The organism is Clostridium sp. (assembly GCF_051654825.1).
In the GTDB taxonomy this organism is placed as follows: domain Bacteria; phylum Bacillota; class Clostridia; order Clostridiales; family Clostridiaceae; genus Clostridium.
Genome location: NZ_JBOFYU010000238.1, coordinates 1 through 23,270 on the forward strand (window position 1 = coordinate 1; position 23,270 = coordinate 23,270).

Here is a 23,270-nt window from a genome sequence, read left to right on the forward strand (position 1 = left end):
TTAATTGGTTATCAGCCTTTAATTGATTAAAGTTTTTACCTGAGTAATATCTCATTTGCATTTCATTGTTTACTACATCTGTATCTGCAGCTGGGAATTCTGAACCAAAGAACATACTATTTGCATATATAGGTTGTCCTAGCATTAATTCATTTTTTCCTATCCATTGTGATGATACATCTTTTAAGTCTGGATGTGACCAAAGTCCTTCTTCTAAGATATCTTCACCTAATACAAAACGGTCAGTATCTATATAATCTATTCTTGCATCAGCTTTTTGAGCATCAGGAACTGTTATTTCCATAAATGTTCTCATATAATGTTCATCATCATTCATAACTGCTACATAATCTATATCCCATTCAACACCATTTAATGTATATGGCTTATAGTCAAAAGTAACTTTATACCCTGTTTCAGTTCTTTCTTCTACAATTCCATTTTCTTCTAAAGTTAAATCACTTGCTTTAATTTCAGTTTGTTCTTTCTCTGGAACTATTACTTCATCTTCATATAAAGCAAATTCTGATGCAGTTGCCCAGTGATCTTGTCCATTTAATTGTGATTTACAAACTAATTTTAAATATTGAGTTGTTATTTCTTCATCAAAGTTTACATATACAGGCTTTGATCTATTATATTTATTTTCTGATTCTATATTATATAACTTTACATCTAAATCTCCTGATTTAACTAATTCCCAATTAGCTCCATCTTCACTAGTGTAAACTTCATATCCTTTAAATATACCATTTATTCCCCATATTCCGCCGTTATCTTTAAACCCATCTTGTCTTGCTTGATATGAGAATGATTTAAACGTCTTAGGACTTTGTAAGTTAAATATTAATTCTCCTGGTTTAGAATTAGCTTCCCACTTAGTATCTGGATTACCATCTAAAACAGCACTTGCATTTTGACCATTAGGAGTTACTGCAGTCCAACCTTCTCTACTTAACATTTGAGTAGGATTAACTATATCATCCTCATTGCTTTCTTTTGCAATTGTATTAATTACAAAATCTTCTGAACCTATTGCTGGAGAAATAGTTGTACTTCCACCTTCAGTTCTATTGTTTGTTATTACTTTTGTTTTCACCTTACCATTTTCAATAGAGTATTCTCTACTCATATAATCGTTACCAACTACTATAGACTTTTCATTTCTATTTACAGTTACTTTGCTAGTTCCTCTAGCCTTAACGTTTTCAGTAGAAATATTAGCTACTAAGCTAGTTGCCATACATAGTGTAACAACAAATGATAAACTTCTCCTACTAATGTTCTTTTTTTGTTTCAAAATAATTCCCCCTTTATACTCTTTTGTAAACTAATTATTAAATAAACGTTTCTAAGTAATAAATATTTACAATATAATTATAAAAGTTAATTAAAGTATAGTCAACCATATTCTTCTAAATACGATATTTTTTTCTATAAAAGTACAAAAATTAAAGATTAGACAAATCTAACCTTTAATTTTTTCTTCGTATTTACCACAATTTCTCTGTAACTTTACATTGCTTATATTATTCCTAAGTACTTTACAAAAATTATTAAAAAACAAATTTTTACAATTAATGCATTTACCATTAGTATTTTTTTGAACTTCTTCTTTTCCATTCTCAAAAAGCTTATTAACTTCTTTTTTTACAGATTCTTTTTTTAAAATATAATCTCCACATTCCCTTTGAAGTCTTACATTATTAATATTAGCCCTCTTAATCTTGCAATAATCATAAAAATATAGATTATTACATGTAATACATTTTACACATATATTATCCATATTCTAAGCCCCCTCACTTAAAATAACTTAACATAAATACTAAGCTATTTAATTGCATACCCTCAATACCTTTATATTAAACTAAACCTATATCATTTCTAAAATATTTACCCTCGAAATTAACTTTTTCTATATTCTTATAAGCTTCTTTTCTTGCTTCTTCTATAGTTTCACCTATTCCTATTACTGATAAAACTCTTCCTCCTGATGTTCTTAATACTCCATCTGCAACCTGTGCACCAGCTAAAAACACCTTATCTTTTACTTCATCATTTATTTTTATTTCATATCCTTTTTCAAATGCTCCTGGATAGCCCTTAGAAGCTAGTACAACATTAACGCAAGCTCCTGATTTCCACTTTACTTCTTTTTCTTCTAGTTTTTCTTCTAATGAAGCTTCAATAAGCTCTAATAAATCCGTTTCCATTAAAGATAAAACTGATTGCGTTTCAGGATCTCCCATTCTTACATTGTATTCTAAAAGATAAGTTCCTTTTTTAGTTATCATTAACCCAAAGAAAATTATTCCCTTAAAATCAAAGCCTTCTTCTCTTATTCCTTTTAATGTATTAGCCATTATATTTTCTTCAAAATCTTTTTGGACTTCATTTGTAACATATGGATTTGGTGCTAATACTCCCATTCCTCCAGTATTAGGTCCTTTTCCACCATCAAATATTTGCTTATGATCCTTAGCTGATAAAAATGGTATTATAGTCTTTCCATCTGTTATAGAAAGAATTGAAGCTTCAACTCCATCTAAAAACTCTTCAATAACTACTTTATTTCCTGCCCCTGCAAAAATATCATCAATCATAAATGAATCTATAGTGCTAGTAGCCTCTTCTTTAGTTTCACATATTGCAACACCTTTACCAGCTGCTAATCCATCAGCCTTAATAACTATTGGGTAACTGCATCCTTCAAGATATTCTTTAGCCTTTATAGCTTCATAAAAAACTTCATATTCAGCAGTTTTAACACCGTACTTTTTCATAAAGTCTTTAGAAAAACTTTTGCTTCCCTCAAGTTCAGCTCCTCTTTTATCAGGACCAAATATCTTTAATCCATCCTTTTTAAATAAATCAACTACACCTTTTGTTAATGGGTCTTCTGGCCCTACAATGGTTAAATCTATATTATTTTCCTTTGCAAATGAAAGCAATTCATTTATATCTGTAATATTTATATTTTCACATTTATTTTCAATTGCAGTTCCACCATTACCCGGAGCTACAAAAATCTTTTCAACCTTTTCACTTTTAGCAAGCTTCCACGCTAAAGCATGCTCTCTTCCACCTGATCCAATTAATAATAACTTCATTAATAATACCTCCATAATTATAAGTAAAAGTTAATATGTAAGAGTTAATAGATATACCTCTTACGTAATAGTTGAAAACTATTGGTTTAGTTAATGATTAATAATGGATATTGAATTATACTTAATTCCCCATTCATTATTAATCATATTAAAATTTAAAAACTATACAGCTATCATTTAAATTCCTAACTAAAGTTTTTCTAATATACATCTTAAATTTATTAAAACAATTAAGGTCCTCTTAGAAAGGATTAATTATTTAACCCTTTCTAAGATAATAACCTTTTTATTTTTTTATATTTTAGTGTTTAAAATGTCTTACTCCTGTAAGTACCATTGCAATTCCATGTTCATTACAAGCTTCTATTGATTCTCCATCTCTCATTGATCCACCTGGTTGTATTATTGCTTTTATTCCATTTTTAGCACATTCATCTACAACATCTCTAAATGGGAAGAATGCATCTGAAGCTAATAGTGTAGCTCCCTTACCTCTTTCTAATGCCTCTTCAGTAGCCCAAATTCTATTAACTTGTCCGCCACCTATTCCAACAGCTACACCATCTTTTATTGCAACTATAGCATTTGATTTAACATATTTAACTACCTTCATACCAAATATTAATTCTCTCATTTCTGATTCTGTTGGTGATTTTTCAGTTACTACCTTTAAATCTTCAACTAATTTGTTATCTTCTTCTTGAACTAATATTCCGCCATCTACAGTTACCATAAACTTTTTATCCTTAGGAGTATTGTTACATTTAATTACTCTTAAGTTCTTTTTAGTTTTTAATACTTCTAAAGCATCTTCATCAAAATCTGGAGCTGCTACTACTTCTAAGAATGTTTTAACCATTTCTTCTGCTGTAGCCTTATCTACAGTTCTATTTACAGCTACTATTCCACCAAATATTGATGTTGGATCTGCTGCATGAGCCTTTGTATAAACTTCATATGGTGATTCACCAATAGCTACACCACAAGGAGTGTTATGCTTTAATCCACAACAAGCAACTTCATCAAATTCACAAACTACTTTCCAAGCAATATCTAAATCCTTAATGTTGTTATATGAAAGTTCCTTACCATTTAAAATATCAAAGCTATTCATAGCTCCATCAAATTCTGTACTACTATAGTAAGCAGCTCTTTGATGTGGGTTTTCCCCATATCTTAAGCTTTGCTTCTTTTTATAAGAAATTGAAAGATACTCTGGATATTCTTCATCACCTAATAAGAAGTTTGAAATAGCAGCATCATAAGCACTCATTAAGTTAAATACTTTTCCTGCTAATTTCTTTCTTAAAGCTACTGATACTTCACCTGTTTCTGACATTTCTTCCATTACAGCTTTATAATCTTCTTTATCAGAAATAACTACAACATCTTTAAAGTTTTTAGCTGCTGCTCTAAGCATTGTTGGACCACCAATATCTATAAACTCAACTTTTTCATCAAAGCTTAAACCTTCTCTAACCTTTTGGAAGAAAGGATATAGATTTACTATTACCATATCAATAGTTTCTATATTTCTTTCCTTTATAGTATTCATATGCTCTTCATTTTCTCTAATTGCTAAAATACCAGCATGTAGTATTGGATGTAGGGTCTTAACTCTTCCATCTAACATTTCAGGGAAGTTAGTTACTTCATTTACTTCTATAACTTTTACTCCATTTTCTTTAAGGTGCTTATAAGTACCTCCAGTTGATATAATTTCTACTCCCTTTGATTCTAAGAAATTTGAGAAGTCTAATACTCCTTCTTTATCAAATACACTTATTAAAGCTCTTTTAATCATGTTAAAAACCCTCCATTTAATCTAAAATATTAACTTTACCATTAACTATATCTATTTTATTTCTACTTATAAGATCAACAGCCATAGGCAATATCTTATGCTCTTTTTCTAATACTCTCATTTGTACTTCTTCAGCTGAATCCTCAAAGAATACTGGAACTACCTCTTGAAGTATTATTGCCCCTCCATCTACTTCTTCATTTACAAAATGAACTGTACAACCAGTAAATTTAACTCCTGATTTAACTACAGCCTCATGAACCTTTATTCCATACATCTTTGGTCCACAAAATGAAGGTATTAATGATGGATGAATATTTATTATCCTATTACTAAACTCCTTTAATAAGTCTCCATCTAATATTGAAAGATAACCTGCTAATACTATTAAGTCTACTCTTCCTTTTACTAGCTCAAGAATCCTATCTGAAGTTTTATTTCCATATTCTTTTTTTGAAACTACATGAGTTTCTATGGCATTTGCTTTAGCTCTATCTAATGCAAAAATCCCTTCTTTACTTCCAATAACCATTTCAATTTTTGCATTTATTTTTTTATAATCTATTTTATCTATTATTGATTGAAGATTAGATCCTGAACCTGATGCTAATACTGCTATTTTAAGCAACAGCCTTCACCTCCAGATGTTACATAACCTATTTCATAAGCTTTTTCACCCATTTCTATTAAAGCTTTAATAATAGAATCAACATCTTCTTCCTTTACACAAAGTACAAACCCTATTCCCATGTTGAAAGTATTGTACATATGATCCTTATCTACACCTTTTTCAATTATTTTTTCAAATACTAAAGGTAATGGATAACTATCTTTATTTATTACAGCTGTAAAGTTTTCACCATTAAACATTCTTGGTACATTTTCTATAAATCCACCACCTGTTACATGTGACATTCCCTTAATTTCAAAGCTTTCTAATAGCTTTAATATTGGTTTAACATATATTTTTGTAGGTTCTATTAATGTTTTCCAAGCTTCTTCTCCACCTAGATCTTCATTTAAATCAGTGAATAGCTTTCTTACTAATGAATAACCATTTGAATGTAAACCTGAAGAAGCAATACCTATAAGCTTATCTCCTTCTTTAATTGTTTTTCCATTGATTATCTTATCCTTATCAACGATACCTACTGCAAACCCAGCCATATCGTATTCTCCATCGCTATAAAAACCTGGCATTTCTGCAGTTTCTCCACCAACTAATGCACAATCTGATTGAATACATCCATCAGATATTCCTTTTACTAAATCAGCAGCTACTTCAGCTTCTAATTTTCCACAAGCTATATAATCTAAAAAGAATAATGGCTTTGCTCCATGGCATAAAATATCATTTACACACATAGCTACGCAATCTATTCCTACAGTGTCATATTTCTTTGTTTTAAATGCTATTTCAAGCTTAGTTCCAACACCATCTGTTCCTGAAACTAAAACTGGCTTTTTATATCCTTCTGGAAGTTCAACCATTCCTGCAAAGCTTCCTAACCCATTTAAAACATATTCACTCATAGTTCTGCTTGCATATTCTTTTATAAGCTTAACTGACTTATATCCCTCTTCTATATTAACTCCGGCTTCTTTGTAAGTAATCATCAATAAACCCTACCTTTCAGATTCTATTTTAATGTTTCTATTGGTGTTGCAACTGGATATACTCCATTAAAGCAACCTACACAATATCCACTGTTTTCATCAAAGCATCTATACATATTTTCCATGCCTAAATATCCTAAGCTATCACAGCCTATCATTTCTCTTATTTCTTCTACTGATCTCTTTGAACCAATTAATTCACTTCTATAAGGCGTATCTATTCCAAAATAACATGGATATTGAACTATTGGAGAAGCTACTAAGAAATGTACTTCTAAAGCTCCTGCTCTTCTTAATGAATCAACTAAATGTTTTGAAGTAGTTCCTCTAACTATTGAATCATCTATTAAAACAACTCTTTTTCCTTTTACATTAACCTTTAATGGATTTAATTTAACAGCTACTGCTTTTTCTCTTATTTCTTGAGAAGGAGTTATAAAGGTTCTTCCTACATATCTATTTTTAACAAACCCTGTATCATATGGAACTCCTGATGCCTTAGCATATCCAATAGCTGCTGGTATTCCTGAATCAGGAACTGCAACTACTAAGTCTGCATCTATAGGATATTGTTTAAATAATTCTTCCCCAGCCTTAACTCTTGATTCATGTACATCTACACCATCTATTGTTGAATCTGGTCTAGCAAAGTATATATATTCAAACGCACATGTTTGACATTGAGTATTTTCTGAATATCTATATGAATTAATTCCATTTTCATCTATTACAATAATTTCTCCTGGTTCTATATCACGAACTAACTCTGCCCCTATAGCATCTAAAGCACAACTTTCTGATGATAAAATATATCCTTCATCCATTTTTCCAAGACATAATGGTCTTATTCCATGTGGATCTCTAACTCCTATTAACTTATTTTCCGTTAATATTACCATTGCAAAAGATCCTCTTACTGCTTGAATAGCATCTAAAGTTGCTCTTTCTATCCCTTTCTTAGCTCCTCTTGCTATTAAGTTAGCAATTACTTCTGAATCTATTGAAGTATGGAATACATGTCCGCCATCCTCAAGTAATTCTCTTATAACCTCAGCATTAACTAATGTCCCATTATGAGCCATAGCTATAGGCCCAAGCTTTGTTTTACTTAAAAGTGGTTGAGCATTTTCAATTCTTGTATCTCCTGATGTTGAATATCTAACATGTCCAATAGCAGCATGTCCCTTTAATTCATTTAATGCTTCTTGTGAAAATGCTTCTGTAATAAGCCCCATTCCCTTATGCATACTTACAGATTCACCATTAGCTACTGCTATACCAGCACTTTCTTGACCTCTATGTTGCAGAGCATATAACCCGTAATAAGCCATTGATGCTACATCCATAGGTTTATTAACGTAAACTCCAAAAACTCCACATTCTTCTTTAAATTTATCATTACTTGGATCTAAAACTAGCTCTAAGTTTGAATTCATACCTCTAAACACCCCTCATTTATTTAAAGCTTATATAAGGAAATTAATAACCTTAATCATTAATTTCCTTTAGTTAATTACTTAGACATTCTGTTTAAGATTTCTACGTATGCATCCTTAACATTTCCTAAGTCTCTTCTAAATCTATCCTTATCTAACTTTTCTCCTGTAGTTGCATCCCAGAATCTACAAGTGTCTGGTGAAATTTCATCAGCTAAAACTATTTCTCCATTGTATCTTCCAAATTCTAACTTAAAATCAATTAATCTAATGTTTTGCTTTATAAAGAATTCTTTTAATAAATCATTTATTTTAGCAGTCATTGCATATATTGTTTCTAACTCTTCAAATGTAGTTGCTCCAATACCTACTGCATGATAATCATTTATTAATGGATCTCCTAGTGAATCATCCTTATATGATAATTCAAATACTGTAGTCTTAAGTGCAAATCCTTCTTCTAATCCTAATCTCTTAGCCATTGAACCTGCTGCTACATTTCTTACTATTACTTCAAGTGGTACTATTTCAACCTTTTTACAAAGTTGCTCTCTATCATTTAACTTTTCTATAAAGTGAGTTTTAATTCCATTTTCATTTAACATTTCAAATAATACTGATGTTATAGCATTGTTTAAAACACCCTTATCTTCTATAGCACCCTTTTTTTCTCCATTAAATGCTGTTGCATCATCTTTATAATAAACTATTACCTCATCTGCATTATCTGTTGCATATATCTTCTTTGCTTTACCTTCATACATCATTTCTAATTTTTCCATTATAAATCCACTCCTTGTCCGTTTTCTTCAATAAACTTAGCTTTCATATCTATTCTAAATTGATTTAACTTTTCTCTTAATACTTCATCTTTAATAGCTAACATTTGTACTGCTAACATTCCTGCATTATAACTATTGTTTATTCCAACTGTTGCAACTGGAATTGACTTTGGCATTTGTACTATTGAAAATAATGCATCCATACCTTCTACAGCACCCTTTATTGGAACACCAATTACAGGCATTGTAGTTTGAGAAGCTATAACTCCTGGTAAATGAGCTGCAAGCCCTGCTCCTGCAATAACTACTTCACAACCAGCTTTTTCAGCTTCAATTAAAGTTTCAGTTAATTTTTCTGGTACTCTATGAGCTGATAAAACATATGCTTTAAATTCAACTCCAAACTCTCTTAAGCAGTTTGCTGCACCCTTCATTACTTCTGTGTCTGATTTACTTCCAAAAAATATTGCTACTTTCATTAAAGATCTCTCCTTATACACATTTATTAACTTATAAGTTTGGAGAAGCATTATTGCCCTCTCCAAACTTCTTTATTTTTCAATTTATATTCTTATCAATAAACTCATTTGTTCAAATCACTTTTCTTTTTTAAAGGAACCTCATCTTCACATATGTTCAGAGAAGCAAGTTCAGCTAACCAAATAATAGCTCCTTTAAAATGTAGCTCCTCTTCGCATACGCTCTGAGGAGTAAGTTCGATTGGCTAAATCATAGATTTAGAATCTTACTTAAAGTAATTTACCCCTGCTCTGAATATCTTTTGATCAAATTCTCCTGGGATATTTTTATATAGGTTATCTCCTATTCTTTCTGAATGTCCCATCTTTCCTAATACTCTTCCATCTGGACTAGTTATACCTTCTATTCCTAGCATTGAACCATTTGGATTAAATGGCATATCCATTGAAATTTCACCATTAAAGTCAACATATTGAGTTGCTATTTGTCCATTTTCTCTTAATTCATTTAATAGTTTTTCTGGAGCTACAAATCTTCCTTCTCCATGTGAAATTGCTACTGAGTGAATATCTCCTGGAGTTACTTCACTAAACCATGGTGACTTATTTGAAGTTACCTTTGTTCTTATAATTGAACTCATATGTCTATTTATTTCGTTATAAGTTAATGTTGCCATATCTTCTTCTATATCAACTATTTCACCGTATGGAACTAATCCTAGTTTAATTAAAGCTTGGAAGCCATTACAAATACCTAAGATTAATCCATCTCTATTTTTTAATAAATCCATTACTGCATCTTTAATTCTTTCATTTCTAAATACTGTTGCTATAAATTTACCTGATCCATCTGGCTCATCTCCAGCTGAAAATCCTCCAGGTAACATAATTATTTGACTTTCTCTTATTGTCTTTTCCATTTCTAAAATAGATTCTTGTAAAGCTTCTTTATTCATATTTCTTAATACTACTTCTGAAACTTCAGCTCCCTCATTTCTAAATGCTCTAGCGCAATCATATTCACAGTTTGTACCTGGGAATACCGGTATAAACACTCTTGGCTTTGCAACCTTTACTTTTGATGATTTAACTGTTTCATTAGTATAAAGTTTCTCTTCTACCTTTTCTGATTTATCATCTGTTTTTATTTTAAATACTGAAGATAATTTTTCTTCTAATACTTTTTCTAATATTTCTACTTCAAATTTAACATCATATTTTTTTAATGTAATTGCCCCATTTTCTACTGTATTACCTATTACCTTATAAGCGCATCCTTTTAATATATCTTCAACTTCTAATTCCTTTTTAACTTCTAATATTAAGCTACCGTAATTTAATCCAAACAACTCTTCCTTAGTTAAGTTTTCTAGTTCTACCCCTATTCTGTTTCCTAAAGTCATTTTAGTAATTGCTTCAGAAACTCCACCAAACTTAATTGATGCTGCTGAAATAACCTTACCTTCTGATATTAAGTCATATAATCTTTCTAAATTGTTTTTGTATATATCCATATCTAATGTCATATCTTCGTTTCTTTTTGCTGTTAAAAATACAACCTTAGATCCTATTTCTTTTAATTCTGGTGATATTACTTTAGCTGCCTTTTCTACTCCTACTGCAAAAGCTACTAATGATGGTGGTACATCTATATCTCCAAAACTTCCTGACATTGAGTCTTTACCACCTATAGCTGGAATTCCTAAATCCATTTGTACTTGGTAAGCTCCAAGTAATGCTGCAAATGGTTTACCCCATCTTTCTGGATTATTCCCTAGCTTTTCAAAATATTCTTGAAGTGTAAGTCTAGCCTTTCTATAATCTCCACCCATAGCTGCAATTTTTGTAACTGCTTCTATTACTGAATAGTAAGCCATATGATATGGGCTCCATATTCCAAGCTCTGGATTAAATCCATAACTCATTAATGTTGCATCCTTACTTTCTCCATTTAATACTGGAATCTTTGCAGCCATACCTTCTGCTGGAGTAGTTTGATTTTTCCCTCCAAAAGGCATTAATACTGTTCCGCCTCCAATAGTTGAATCAAATCTTTCTACTAACCCTTTTTGTGATGCTACATTTAAGCTTTTTAATGTTTTAATCCATTCTTCTCTTACATCTACATCTTCAACTAGGAATGGATATTCTTCTGGTGAAGTAACTTCTACTGTTGTAGTTTGTCTAGCTCCATTTGTATCTAAAAATTCTCTTTTTAAATCAACAATCTTTGTTCCTCTCCAGAACATTCTTAATCTTTCTGAATCAGTAACCTCTGCAACAGTTACAGCTTCTAAGTTTTCCATTGCTGATAGTTCTATAAATCTTGAAACATTTTCTTTTTCTACTACTACTGCCATTCTTTCTTGTGATTCAGAAATTGAAAGCTCTGTTCCATCTAAACCTTCGTATTTCTTTGGAACCTTATCTAAATCTATATCTAAACCTCTAGTTAATTCCCCAATTGCAACTGAAACTCCACCTGCTCCAAAGTCATTACATCTTTTTATCATTTTTGCTACTTCAGCATTTCTAAATAATCTTTGAATTTTTCTTTCTGTTGGAGCATTACCCTTTTGAACTTCAGCTCCACATTCATTTATTGATTCTTCAGTATGTTCCTTTGATGAACCTGTTGCTCCACCTAATCCATCTCTACCAGTTCTTCCACCAAGTAAAATAACTATATCTCCTGACTTAGGTTCTTCTCTAACTACATTTTCCTTTGGTGCTGCTGCAATAACTGCTCCAACTTCCATTCTTTTAGCAACATAATTAGGATGATATACTTCTGAAACTTGTCCAGTTGCTAATCCTATTTGATTTCCATATGAGCTATATCCATGAGCTGCTCCTAAAGTAATAGTTCTTTGTGGAAGCTTACCTTTAATAGTACCTTCAACTGGTACTGTTGGATCTGCTGCTCCTGTAACTCTCATTGCTTGATATACATAAGTTCTACCTGATAACGGATCTCTTATTGCTCCACCTAAACATGTAGCAGCTCCACCAAATGGTTCTATTTCTGTTGGATGGTTGTGTGTTTCATTTTTAAACATTACTAAATATTCTTCATTACCATTATTTGTTTCTATGTTAACTTTTATTGAACAAGCATTTATTTCATCTGAAAGATCTAAGTCATCTAAAGTTCCTCTTTTTCTCATTTCCTTCATTGTTATTACTGCTATGTCCATTAATGTTTCATCTCTATCAGTTTCACCATAAACATAATCTCTTGATTTTAAGTAAGCCTCATATGACCTAATTACTGGCTCTGAGTAAATTCCCTCTTCTACTTCTACTTCTTCTATAGCTGTTGAGAAAGTTGTGTGTCTACAGTGATCTGACCAATATGTATCAATCACTTTTATTTCTGTTATGCTTGGATCTCTTTCTTCACTTTTAAAGAAATCTCTTATCATCTTTATATCTTCAAGGCTCATTGCTAACCCTAATTCTTTATGAAATTCTTCTATTTCTTTATCTGATTTATTTATAAACCCTGTTAAAAATTCTACATTCTTTGGTTCAGGAAGCTCTGATATTAATTCTAAATTATCTATTTTAACTTCTCTTGAATCTACTGGATTTATATAATAACTTTTTATCTTATTTACTTCTTCATCTGATAAATTTCCTTTTAAAACTAATACCTTTACTGACTTAACTTTAACTTTTTCTTCTGAAGTTAATAGCTGATAACATTCTGAAGCTGAATCAGCTCTTTGATCATATTGTCCTGGTAAGTACTCTACTCCAAAAGCAACTTCTCCATTATTTAGCTCTAGATTGTTTTCTGTAACTAAATCTACTGTCTTTTCTGCAAAAATAGTATAAAGTGCTTTTTTATAAAACTCTTCATCCATTTCTCCTAAAATATATTTATTAACAAGTCTTACTCCTTCTAAAGCTGTAATACCTAAATTACTTTTAAAATCTTCAAGTAAGCTTTTCCCTTCAACATCAAAACCTTTTTTCTTTTCAACAAATATACATCTTGCTCCTAACATACTTACCTCCACCTCATAAATCATCTTCTTTATTAAGGAAATTTATAAACACGAACATTAATCATTTTTATTTTTAAATTCTTCGTTTAATTCATTTATAGCTTACCATTTAAAAACCTTATTGTCAACTTTAACCATAATATTTTTAATAACATTCGTAATATATCGAACTTTTAACTTTATTTTTTTCACATATATTCGTATGTAAAAAACTAGGTTAATATTCGCATTTCTTTGTTTTTTTCACTCAACTCACTTAAATATAGTTTTTTTATAGTAATTTTTATAAAACATGAAAAAACTACACCAATTTAGATTTACTAAACTAGTGTAGTTTTTATGATATAATCTCTACATTTATTTTATATTAAAATATTATTTAGCAGTTCTTACATTAAGTGATACAGGTTTTGATAATATACCTGTTTTACTTCTTGATACAACTTTAAATCCATAAATTGTATTACTTCTTAATCCTGTTACACTATATTCAAGAACATCTTTATCTGCTGGCACTCTATCAATTTCTTTACCATCCTTATATAAAATGTATTCCATAGTGTCTGTTGATGCTGAAGCATTCCAATTTAATTTAACATCTTCTTTATTTGTTTCTATCGCTTTTAAAGCAGTAGATTTTTGTTGTACATCTGCTGGATCATTTCCAACTACTTTAAAGAAATGAGGTTCTGAAGTAACAGAATATCCTACTTCATCTGTAGCTGTAATCTCAACATAGTATTCTCCATCTTTTATTTCCTTTGGAATACATACTGGCTCTGGAACGAAGTTTGCAGTATATTTTTCTTCATATGAATGTACTTCTTCGCCAGCTAAATTTTTAACACTAACTTTCCAATCAACCTTTTTAACTGAGAATTGATTTATATTTAATCCAGTTTCAAAGTTTGCTACATCTCCATATATTCTTCCAAAGTTAACTAAATACTCGTAATTCGGAGTAGTATCACCATAATTATTTATTGATAAATTTAAAACGCTATCAATAGCTACCACAGTTAAATCTTTAATATCTTTCTTTGGTAACCAAACTTCAGTAAGTGTTGGATCAGCTGTACTTATATATTGGTCATCATAGTAAACTATAACTCCATCAAAACCTACTCCTGTGTCTTCAACATCCCATGTTACTAAAGTACCATCTCCTGAAACCTCAGCATTAAGATTAGTCATTACAGGTGGAGTATTATCTAACTTTATAGTAATTTCTCTAATTTGTTCACTTGCATTATCATATTGTCCTACAGTCTTAATTTTAAACTTATAATCACCATCACTTAATTTATTTCCATTTTCATCTAATCCGTTCCATTCTGCAAATGCCAAATTATAATCATTATAAGACATTATTGATTTTCCTAACTTCAATACATTTCCAAACCAATCTTCTGCATAACCAAGATTGTTTACAATATTTCCTTCTTTATCAACAACTTCTATAGCCACGCTATCAACATTTCTTAGCAGTGTAAATTTAGGAGCTACAGCATCAAATATACTTGTTGATGATATTCCTACCTTATTTAACTCCCACTGACCAGTTGCTAGATTTAATCCTAGTGGATACGGACCATCCTCTACTGTATTCCATACAGCCGTAAATGGAATAAATGAATTTTCATCCCATGCTGGTAAGTCTACATTTTTACCTTCTTCCCATGCTCCATAGAATCCCATATACGGAACTACTAAATCTGAAGAAGATTCACTTCTTAAATTAACAAACCCTTCAACAAATGTATCTTTTCTTAAATTTTTAGCATTCTTTAAATCTATATTTATTTTTAGTTCTTTCTTTTCACCAGAATTTAAAGAAATATTATATGGATTTTCTAATGATACTACTTGTCCATTTATTGTAACTACAGCACCATCTAATAAAATACTCTTCATATCTAGTTGGTCGCAAACCTTGTCCACTGTTCCATCTTCATCATAGTCATATTCATTACTGCTTATTCTATCAGTTAAAACATCTAATGAAACATTATAATCTATAGCTTCACTATGATTTCCTAAGCTTTCTAAAACTAAATCAAATTCAACTTCATCAGATATACTCTTTAATTCAACTGCTGCTGATTTCTCATCTACAGTATCTTTTCTATATACAACAGCTGAAGTATTTACAGCTTTATCCAATTTCATAAGACCTGAACCTTGCTTACGAACAGAATAAGGAACTCCTGTGTCTTTATCTACAACAACTTCTGAAGTATTCATAAGTATTTTTTTAGATAAAGTAACTAAGTTTTCATCCTTTAATGAATCATTATTTTTTAAACCTTGTATTACTAATGCAGCTCCACCAGCAACATACGGTGATGCCATTGATGTTCCACTCATTTCTTCATATGAGTTACCGCTTACAGTAGAATAAATATTTCCACCAGGAGCTGATATTTCAGGTTTTAATTCTAAATTAGCACCAGTTCCCCAAGATGAGAAATCTGACATTGTATCTTTAAAAGCACTTTCAGTTTGAATTATATCATCTGTAATCTTAAACTTAACATTTTCACCATTACTTAATTTTTCAACAACTTCCATCCCTTCAGCTCTTGTTGATGTTGTTGCTAACGGAACAGTTGACATACTTAACATTAGATTTTTATCTATAGGTGAGCCTTCATGAGGAACCATAATTACAGCAATAGCACCTTTTCTTTCAGCTGCATATTGGAATGTAGTATATGTTGAATATTGCATTTCAGGAGTTATTACTGCAATTCTCCCCTCTACATCTTTACCCTTATAATCATTATCTGAACCTTCACCCACATAAACTAATTCATATTCTTTTTCTAAATCTAATTCATTTACAAACTTTTTAGATCTAGCTTGATTAAATAAAGCTAAAGTTCCTTCTTCGCCCTTTGAATCAATAGTTATCCCCTTTGATTTAACTCTATGAGTATTTTCGTAAGAAGCAACTTGTAGTGCATAAGGAGATATACCAGGTGAGCCAACTACCCCTATATCATAATTTTCAGCAAATGGCTTATCTACCCAAGGCAACATAATATTTGCATCCGTACTATATGAAGCATTACCACCTGCTGCTACAACTAAAACTCCATTATCAGCAGCATACTTTATAGCTTTTTGAGTTAAATCTTCTTCATCAACCCAACCAGCATCTGTACCTAAACTTAAGTTTATTACATCAGCTCCCATATCTACTGCATGATATATACCGGCTGCTATATCATCATCATAAGCTCCACCACTATAATCACCAAATACTTTTTCAACAATTATTTGTGCTTCTGGTGCTACACCTTTAATACCATTAATATTTTCATTTCCATTAGCAGCAACTATTCCAGCTACATGTGTTCCATGTTCATTATATGGATTTCTTACATCACTATCACCATCAGCCCAGTCATATGCAACAGGTATTTTTTCAGATAACCAAACATCATCTACAACAGTTTCATTTAATTTTAATTCAACCTCTTCTTTGATTATCTTTCTATTTTCTAATCCTAATTCAGAAAGAGCAAAATCTCTATGTTCATAATCTACTCCAGTATCAACTATAGCTACTACTGTTCCCTCACCTTTGAACTTATTTTCTTCCCATACTTTTTCCGTATTAACTAAGTCAGCACTACTTAACATTTGATATCCATATGTCTTAGCTATTTTTACTGATCTAACTCCTTCTAAGTTCTTTAGTTCACTTATCTTTTCTAAATCACCATATGTTGTATCTATACTAAAACTATTTGTTCCCTTATAATATCTATTTTTTACATCTATATTCTCTGATACACTCTTAAAATTAGTAATTACATCATCTTGCTTTGCAAACTTAAAAGATTTTACCTCTTCTTCTGTACCTTTAATATTTTTATTATCTTCTAATTCAACTATTACTCTTACTTGATCATTTGCTTTATATTGCTTTTTCTCACTTTTAGTAATATTAAAAATATCACTTTTATCATCTGCTACAAAAGTTTTAGCCTTTTCATTTTTATTATTTAAATAATCATTTAAAGCTGGTGTTAAAGATTTTTTATTATCTTCACCTTCTACTGAAATCTTTTCTTTTATAGGATTTGCTCCTACATTAACACCTAATCCGTTAATAGCACAAACAACCCCCACTACTAACGCAACCAATCTTTTACTCTTCATTCTTTTACCCCCAATATACTATACTTCTTGTTTAGTATACCACATTGTTATATTTTTACAAATCAATTCACCCAACACTTCTTAACATATTGTTATAAAATACAGTATAATTTTATAATTTTTAAACTTTTATTTCTAATTATTAAACAATTAATTTATTATCCACAACATCATTCTTCTAAAATCGACTAATATAAATAAAGGAGATATAAGTATTTCAAACACTCATATCTCCTTTGTAATAATTTTATTAAATTGTAAAATTCCCCGCTACTATAACTTCTTTTCCACCTATGTAAAATCTTTTAATCACTCTATATTCACCACTTTTCAAACTACCCTTTAGATTATCTAATGATATAATTTCACTTGAAATTTCTGCAGGATTTAAAATCTTAGCTATTTCTATAAACATCATCTCTTCTCTAAATGGCACCTCATACCAAATACCATTTTTCTTCTTTTCAACTGCATATTCTACTCCAAATGATATTTTTTTATCTCCAATATTCGATATTACTAACTCTAATTCATTTTTTTCTTTAGATAATGCTATATTATCTACATAAATCTCGATTCCATTTTTTAAAACTTCCTCTTTATTTATTTCTCCATAAATTGATTCTTTACCGCAATCTTCAGATTTAAATGCTATAAACACTCCAAGTAATAATATTGCTATTGGCATAAAAATTAAGACTTTTGCTTTCCTTTTCATATATTCACCTCTTCTAAAAAACTAGGTATAAAAATATATTATACCTAGTTAAATAATCTTTATTTTATTGTTCTACAATTAATTGAAACTGGTTTTGATTCTTCTCCATTTGAATATTTTGTAGTTACTTTAATACCATAAATAGTATTACTTCTTAACTCACTTATAGTATATTTAGTTTCATTTGCAGGTACTCTATCTAATATCTTACCATCTTTATAAATTACATATTCCTCTAAACCTACTGTACTACTTGGCTTATTCCAAATAATATCTATACTATTATTTTTAACATTATTAGCAGCAAGCCCACTTACCTTATCAACCACTATTTCTTCTGAAGGATCATCTATTACCTTTACTAAAGCCTTTGCTTTTACAATAGTTCCTTCTATCTTTCCTTCTACTATAAATTCACCAACCTTAGAAACTTGCTCTAAGCTTACTTCATCCCAAGTAACCTTTTCCATTCCTTCCCCACTTAAGTATTTAACTAATACTTCTTCTGGTAATTTAGGCAGGTTATTTAAATCAGTAGTTACTTCAATCTCCTTTGAATCAACAATAAAATCTTCTGGCACTTCAGTTAAAGTACTAGTAAACTTAACATTTTCATTATTTACTTTAAAGTTTGTAAAGGTAAATGGTGTTCTCGCTGTTGAACCTGTTGCTATTACTCCAACCTTATAACCTGAAGTTAAGCTACTATTATTTACCTCATATACCTTAGTCCAATTCATTTCATCTTGTGAATAATAACCAGTTATTTTACTTCCTACCTTTTCAAGCTTAAGATAAATAGATCCTCCTGATGGATTACCTATATTAGAATTTTCTGTAGCAGCTCCATTTATCTCATTTACTAACATAATATTTGGATTACCACCAGCATGCTTTCTTTGAATAGCAGTATAGTTATTTACATCCTTATAAATTATAATACCAGCTTCTTCATAGCTTGTCTCAGTAGTTCCATCCATTTTTACAGTTATATTAAAGTCATCTTCAATTACATCTGTTAATATAATATTTTCAACTGATTCTCCAGTAGCCCACATTCCCCCTTCTGTAGCTGTTTCAATAGTAACAGAATCACTACCATCTGTAGGAACCTTAATATATCCATCTAGAGGTCTTTCAACCTTCCAATTTGAATTTAATAAAACTTGTTTATTGAAAATAATATTGTATTCACTTATAGTTCCATCCTTTGAAGTTACCTTAACCTTTACTTCGTTTTGGTTTTTATCTAAATAAATAGGTCTTTCTGCCACATTGTCATAATCTGTTTCTATACCATTAGCTATTATTGATACCTTTGATTCTTCTCTTGTAGCATTAGCTTTTATAGAAATACCACCTCTATCGCTTCCTGCATCTACTGTATAGTTTTTTATTTTCGAATCAAAATTTGGAGATAATTTTAGTCCATTTGATAATTCAATTCCACTTAGGCTAGCATCTGACTCTGGTGCTACCTCTTCTTCAAAACTCTTTTTGAATTTAGCATCTGCCCAAACAGCATGATCATTATAATCATTAGCTCCCTTATCAGCAACAAGCTTAATTTCCTTTGCTCCACTAACATCTAAATTTATATATGCAGCTTCCGATCTAGGTGAAAGTTCACCACTATTAAATCTTTCAACTCCATCTATATAAACTTTATAAGTTACATGTCCATATTGGCTTCCAAATTGACTATAATCTGTTCCTGCATAAGCTTCAAAGGTTTCATATCCCTTTCCTTCAATATCATATATTAAAGTAGACTGAGCATGGGCCCCTATTCCCTTTTCAAATTGAGTAGGCTCACCATCTTTTATAAGACTAATAACTCCTCCACTTGGTGATTTATCTCTCATAAAGCTTCCCCATCCAACTGAAGATGTTCCTTCCCAATCTAAGTCTGAAATATATACTTTTTCTATAGCATTAATGCTTATTATATATTCTGTGATATTTTTTCCATCTTCTGATGTAACCTTTATTCTAGCTGTATTTATTCCTGATATTAAATTAGTACTAGCTTTTACTTCTCCATTACCTTTAAATACCTTATCATTTATCTTAACCTCAATACTTGCTCCCACTTCTTGAGAAACTGCATTTAATTCAAATAATTGCTTACTTGTAGTAATAGTATATTCTTTTTCATTTGGATTGAAAGCAGAATCTAATCTATTATTTGGAGTTTCTAATGATAATAAGCTTGAATTTGACTTATCACTACGAATTACTGATATCTTATAGTAATTATCTACAGCATAATTTTCTGATTGAACCTTTACGTAAATATCATTTACTCCTGATTTTAAAGGAATTTCCCCTTCACTTTCACCATAAATCTTTCCATTAGAGGTTATTAACATTCTAGATTTATCATAGTTCTTAATAGAAGATATATTAATAGACTCCACCTCTTCACTTACTCTATGAATATAAGAAGTATTTTCTGGGTTAAATCCATTTATAGTTTCTCCATTTATAGATAAATCCTTAAGGCTAGTATCATTATTTTCTCTACGTATTGCAGCGACTCTATACATTGTAGTGCCACCATCTTCAGCTATTGAATAAATTTGAACTCCATTACCACCTGCTGATAAAGGAATAGTACCTGTATAAGTATTCCCTTCAGTTTCAGCAATTATTTTTCCATCAACTAATATTCTTAATTTAGCTTTATTAGATTTTGCCTTAATATCTAAATGCATTTCAGTGCTTTCTGTTGAACCATTAGGCATATAATAGAATTTACCTTCCTCAAATTCTGGCATTCCTTCTATACCTGTTACATTTAAGTATTCTAAAGCTGATTCTGCATCTAAAAATCTTTCCTCTTTAGACACCTCACCCTCTACTCCACCTACATTAAATGTTACAGAATTAGACTTATAAGCTTTTGATTGTGCTTCTGAATAAGCAGTAACTGTTGCTATTCCCTCTCCAACGGCTGTTACATTACCTTCTCCATCAACTATAGCTACTTCTTCATTGCTACTATAATATTTAACTACTCCACCTGGATTTATATTGTTATTTTCATTAATCTTTAAATCATCATTAACAAAAGTAATATTATTAGCTGGATTACTCATAGCTGAAGTATTTACTCTTAAATTTAATCCATTATCATATTTATTATTTTCTATTTTTATATTATTTGAACCGTTAAATTCAAATAATTGTGTTCCTAATGCTGTTCCTGTAGAAGTAGCTGTTACCTTAGCCGTATCACCTATATTTAAAGCCTTATCTTCTCCTTCAAGATTAACCTTAGCATTTGGATTATATCTATTTATTGTATTATTTTTAAACTCTAAATTCCCTACACTTTTACCCTTTAAAACAGTTGTATTATTTATATTAAAAATATTATCTTCAATAACTATATTGTTATGAACTGGATTATTTTCATTATATACTTGATTTGTAGGTCCAAAATCTATAACAGGTCCTGCTGATCTATCAAATATATTATTTTTAATAGTTACATTATTTGTAGGACCTGATTCATACCATTGATGAGCATCACTTGATATAAATATACTAGACATTCCCATTCCATCAAAGTAGTTGTTTTCAATTAAGACAGGTTTACGTGTAGTAACAAGTATTCCTCTTGTTGGAGTTTCTATAAAGTTATTATTAGTTATTTCAACTTCTGGAGTATATGTTATATTTTCTACAACATGAGTAGAACCTGCTACTATTTCCTCTGGTAAATCCTTATCTAATGTTATTATAATATCAGTTAAATTCTTATCAGAGCTTGTACCTGATGGACCATCTACTTCTACAACCTTAGCTTGTGAACCATCAACAGGTAACATTGTTGTCTTTGTAAAGAACTCTACATCATCCCCTACATAAAACTGTGGGAATCCTGCTGTTTCATTATGCATATATCTAACCTTTACCTTGTTAGGTGCTATTCTTTCCTTTACTTCTAAGTAAGTACCATGAACATTTATAGGGTCATCATGGGGATTAGAAAATGACGTATTAGTTATTTTAACCTTTCCCTTAATTCCTGACATTTGAATATAGTCAGCAAAGCTTGCTGTAGTTCTTCCCGAACCACTTCTTACTCTAAAATCAACACCATCTACTGTAACGTTTTCAGTAAACTGACCAACAAAACCAAATCCATGTAGATAATTTACGTCTACATCTTTAACTACAACATCCTTACTTTCCCAGAAAAATGTACCCGCTGTATCCCTTGTAGTTTCTCTCATTTGATAAGATCTTCCTAAGTCTGATGGCTTAGTTGCATTATTATACTTAATTTGTATTCTGTTATTTCCTAAATCAGTAATTGAACTTACATTGCTAAATAAAGGATTACTTCCCCTTCTTGTTTCACCAGTTGTATAATCATAATATTGTGTATAATTAAAGGAATTTCTTCCTGACCAATATGGAACTCCTGTAACTGGACTTTCTTCACCATACCAATCTATTCCATTATTACTTATTTTATAGTTGTAAGTTTCAGGTATATATATAGTTCTATATCCTTTTCCATCTTCTACTCCAACTTCTTCAACTGTTACATCTACAACTTTAGGATTTACATAATCAAAAGCAAAGTTTTCAAATTTAACATTTTCAGATCTAATTGAAGCAAATGCTGTTTGGAATCCATGGTAAATAAATTGTGAACCACCACCATCAACTAATACATCTTTCATATCTTCTATTAAAATACCTATACTCTTCTTTTTATAAGCCTGGTTAGTTCCAACTGTATTAGAAATATATAATTCTCTCTTTTCAGTTTTTTCTGGCCAAATATGATATTCTCCCTCTGGGAAGTAAATTCTCTTTGGTCCTTGAATAGTTTTTGCGTATTTAATAGCTTCAATTATGGCTGAAGCTGAATCCATTCTTCCTGATGGATCGGCTCCAAATTGACTAACATCTATTACTGTGTAATTTTCTTCATCAATATAAGTAGTTATATCTTCTAAATTATATCCACTAACTTCTGAAGATTTTAAAATATCGTTTTCATTTTTTTCTATTGCATTTACTGGAGCTATAGCAATTACATTGGATAATGAAACACTCATAGCTAAAGTGTAAGCAATACTTTTTGCTCTTTTTTTAATCATCTTAACCTCCTAAAA

General features: G+C 30.5%; 13 protein-coding genes. All 13 read right to left on the reverse strand.

All coding sequences use genetic code 11. The features are described from left to right. Positions 1–1,300, reverse strand: a 1,300-nt coding sequence (locus ACRDBA_RS14355) for a discoidin domain-containing protein (protein ID WP_438573614.1), incomplete at its 3' end; no start/stop codon positions are given. A 168-nt stretch (positions 1,301–1,468) separates the two neighbouring features. Beyond that, entirely contained in the window at positions 1,469–1,789 is a 321-nt protein-coding gene (locus ACRDBA_RS14360) for a hypothetical protein (RefSeq protein WP_438573615.1), read from the reverse strand. A gap of 76 nt (positions 1,790–1,865) precedes the next feature. Further along, on the reverse strand, positions 1,866–3,113 hold the full coding sequence (gene purD / locus ACRDBA_RS14365) for a phosphoribosylamine--glycine ligase (protein ID WP_438573616.1): 1,248 nt from the start codon (positions 3,111–3,113) through the stop codon (positions 1,866–1,868). Positions 3,114–3,414: 301 nt separating this feature from the next. Continuing rightward, a complete protein-coding gene (gene purH, locus ACRDBA_RS14370; RefSeq protein WP_438573617.1) occupies positions 3,415–4,917 on the reverse strand; it encodes a bifunctional phosphoribosylaminoimidazolecarboxamide formyltransferase/IMP cyclohydrolase in 1,503 nt (500 codons plus the stop codon). Between the two features lie 16 nt (positions 4,918–4,933). Further along, entirely contained in the window at positions 4,934–5,545 is a 612-nt protein-coding gene (purN, locus tag ACRDBA_RS14375) for a phosphoribosylglycinamide formyltransferase (protein ID WP_438573618.1), read from the reverse strand. Next, positions 5,533–6,534 carry a phosphoribosylformylglycinamidine cyclo-ligase gene (purM, locus tag ACRDBA_RS14380; RefSeq protein ID WP_438573619.1) on the reverse strand — a complete coding sequence of 334 codons (1,002 nt, stop codon included), beginning with the start codon at positions 6,532–6,534 and terminating at the stop codon, positions 5,533–5,535. Before purM ends, purN begins: the two co-directional genes overlap by 13 nt. A 23-nt stretch (positions 6,535–6,557) precedes the next feature. Then, positions 6,558–7,970: an amidophosphoribosyltransferase gene (purF, locus tag ACRDBA_RS14385; RefSeq protein WP_438573620.1), complete on the reverse strand. Its 1,413-nt coding sequence runs from the start codon at positions 7,968–7,970 to the stop codon at positions 6,558–6,560. A 77-nt stretch (positions 7,971–8,047) separates the two neighbouring features. Next, positions 8,048–8,752, reverse strand: a complete 705-nt coding sequence (gene purC, locus ACRDBA_RS14390) for a phosphoribosylaminoimidazolesuccinocarboxamide synthase (protein ID WP_438573621.1) — start codon at positions 8,750–8,752, stop codon at positions 8,048–8,050. Next, on the reverse strand, positions 8,752–9,231 hold the full coding sequence (gene purE, locus ACRDBA_RS14395) for a 5-(carboxyamino)imidazole ribonucleotide mutase (RefSeq protein WP_438573622.1): 480 nt from the start codon (positions 9,229–9,231) through the stop codon (positions 8,752–8,754). The genes purC and purE overlap by 1 nt, the downstream gene beginning before the upstream one ends. A gap of 266 nt (positions 9,232–9,497) precedes the next feature. Beyond that, positions 9,498–13,244 carry a phosphoribosylformylglycinamidine synthase gene (locus ACRDBA_RS14400; protein WP_438573623.1) on the reverse strand — a complete coding sequence of 1,249 codons (3,747 nt, stop codon included), beginning with the start codon at positions 13,242–13,244 and terminating at the stop codon, positions 9,498–9,500. A 375-nt stretch (positions 13,245–13,619) separates the two neighbouring features. Then, entirely contained in the window at positions 13,620–17,414 is a 3,795-nt protein-coding gene (locus ACRDBA_RS14405) for a S8 family serine peptidase (RefSeq protein ID WP_438573624.1), read from the reverse strand. A 250-nt stretch (positions 17,415–17,664) separates the two neighbouring features. Further along, positions 17,665–18,132, reverse strand: coding sequence for an immunoglobulin-like domain-containing protein (locus tag ACRDBA_RS14410; RefSeq protein WP_438573625.1), 468 nt, complete (start codon positions 18,130–18,132; stop codon positions 17,665–17,667). Between the two features lie 59 nt (positions 18,133–18,191). Beyond that, the gene (locus ACRDBA_RS14415; RefSeq protein WP_438573626.1) at positions 18,192–23,255 is read right to left on the reverse strand and encodes an NPCBM/NEW2 domain-containing protein; all 5,064 of its coding nucleotides are present in this window, start codon (positions 23,253–23,255) and stop codon (positions 18,192–18,194) included. Positions 23,256–23,270 lie beyond the last annotated feature (15 nt).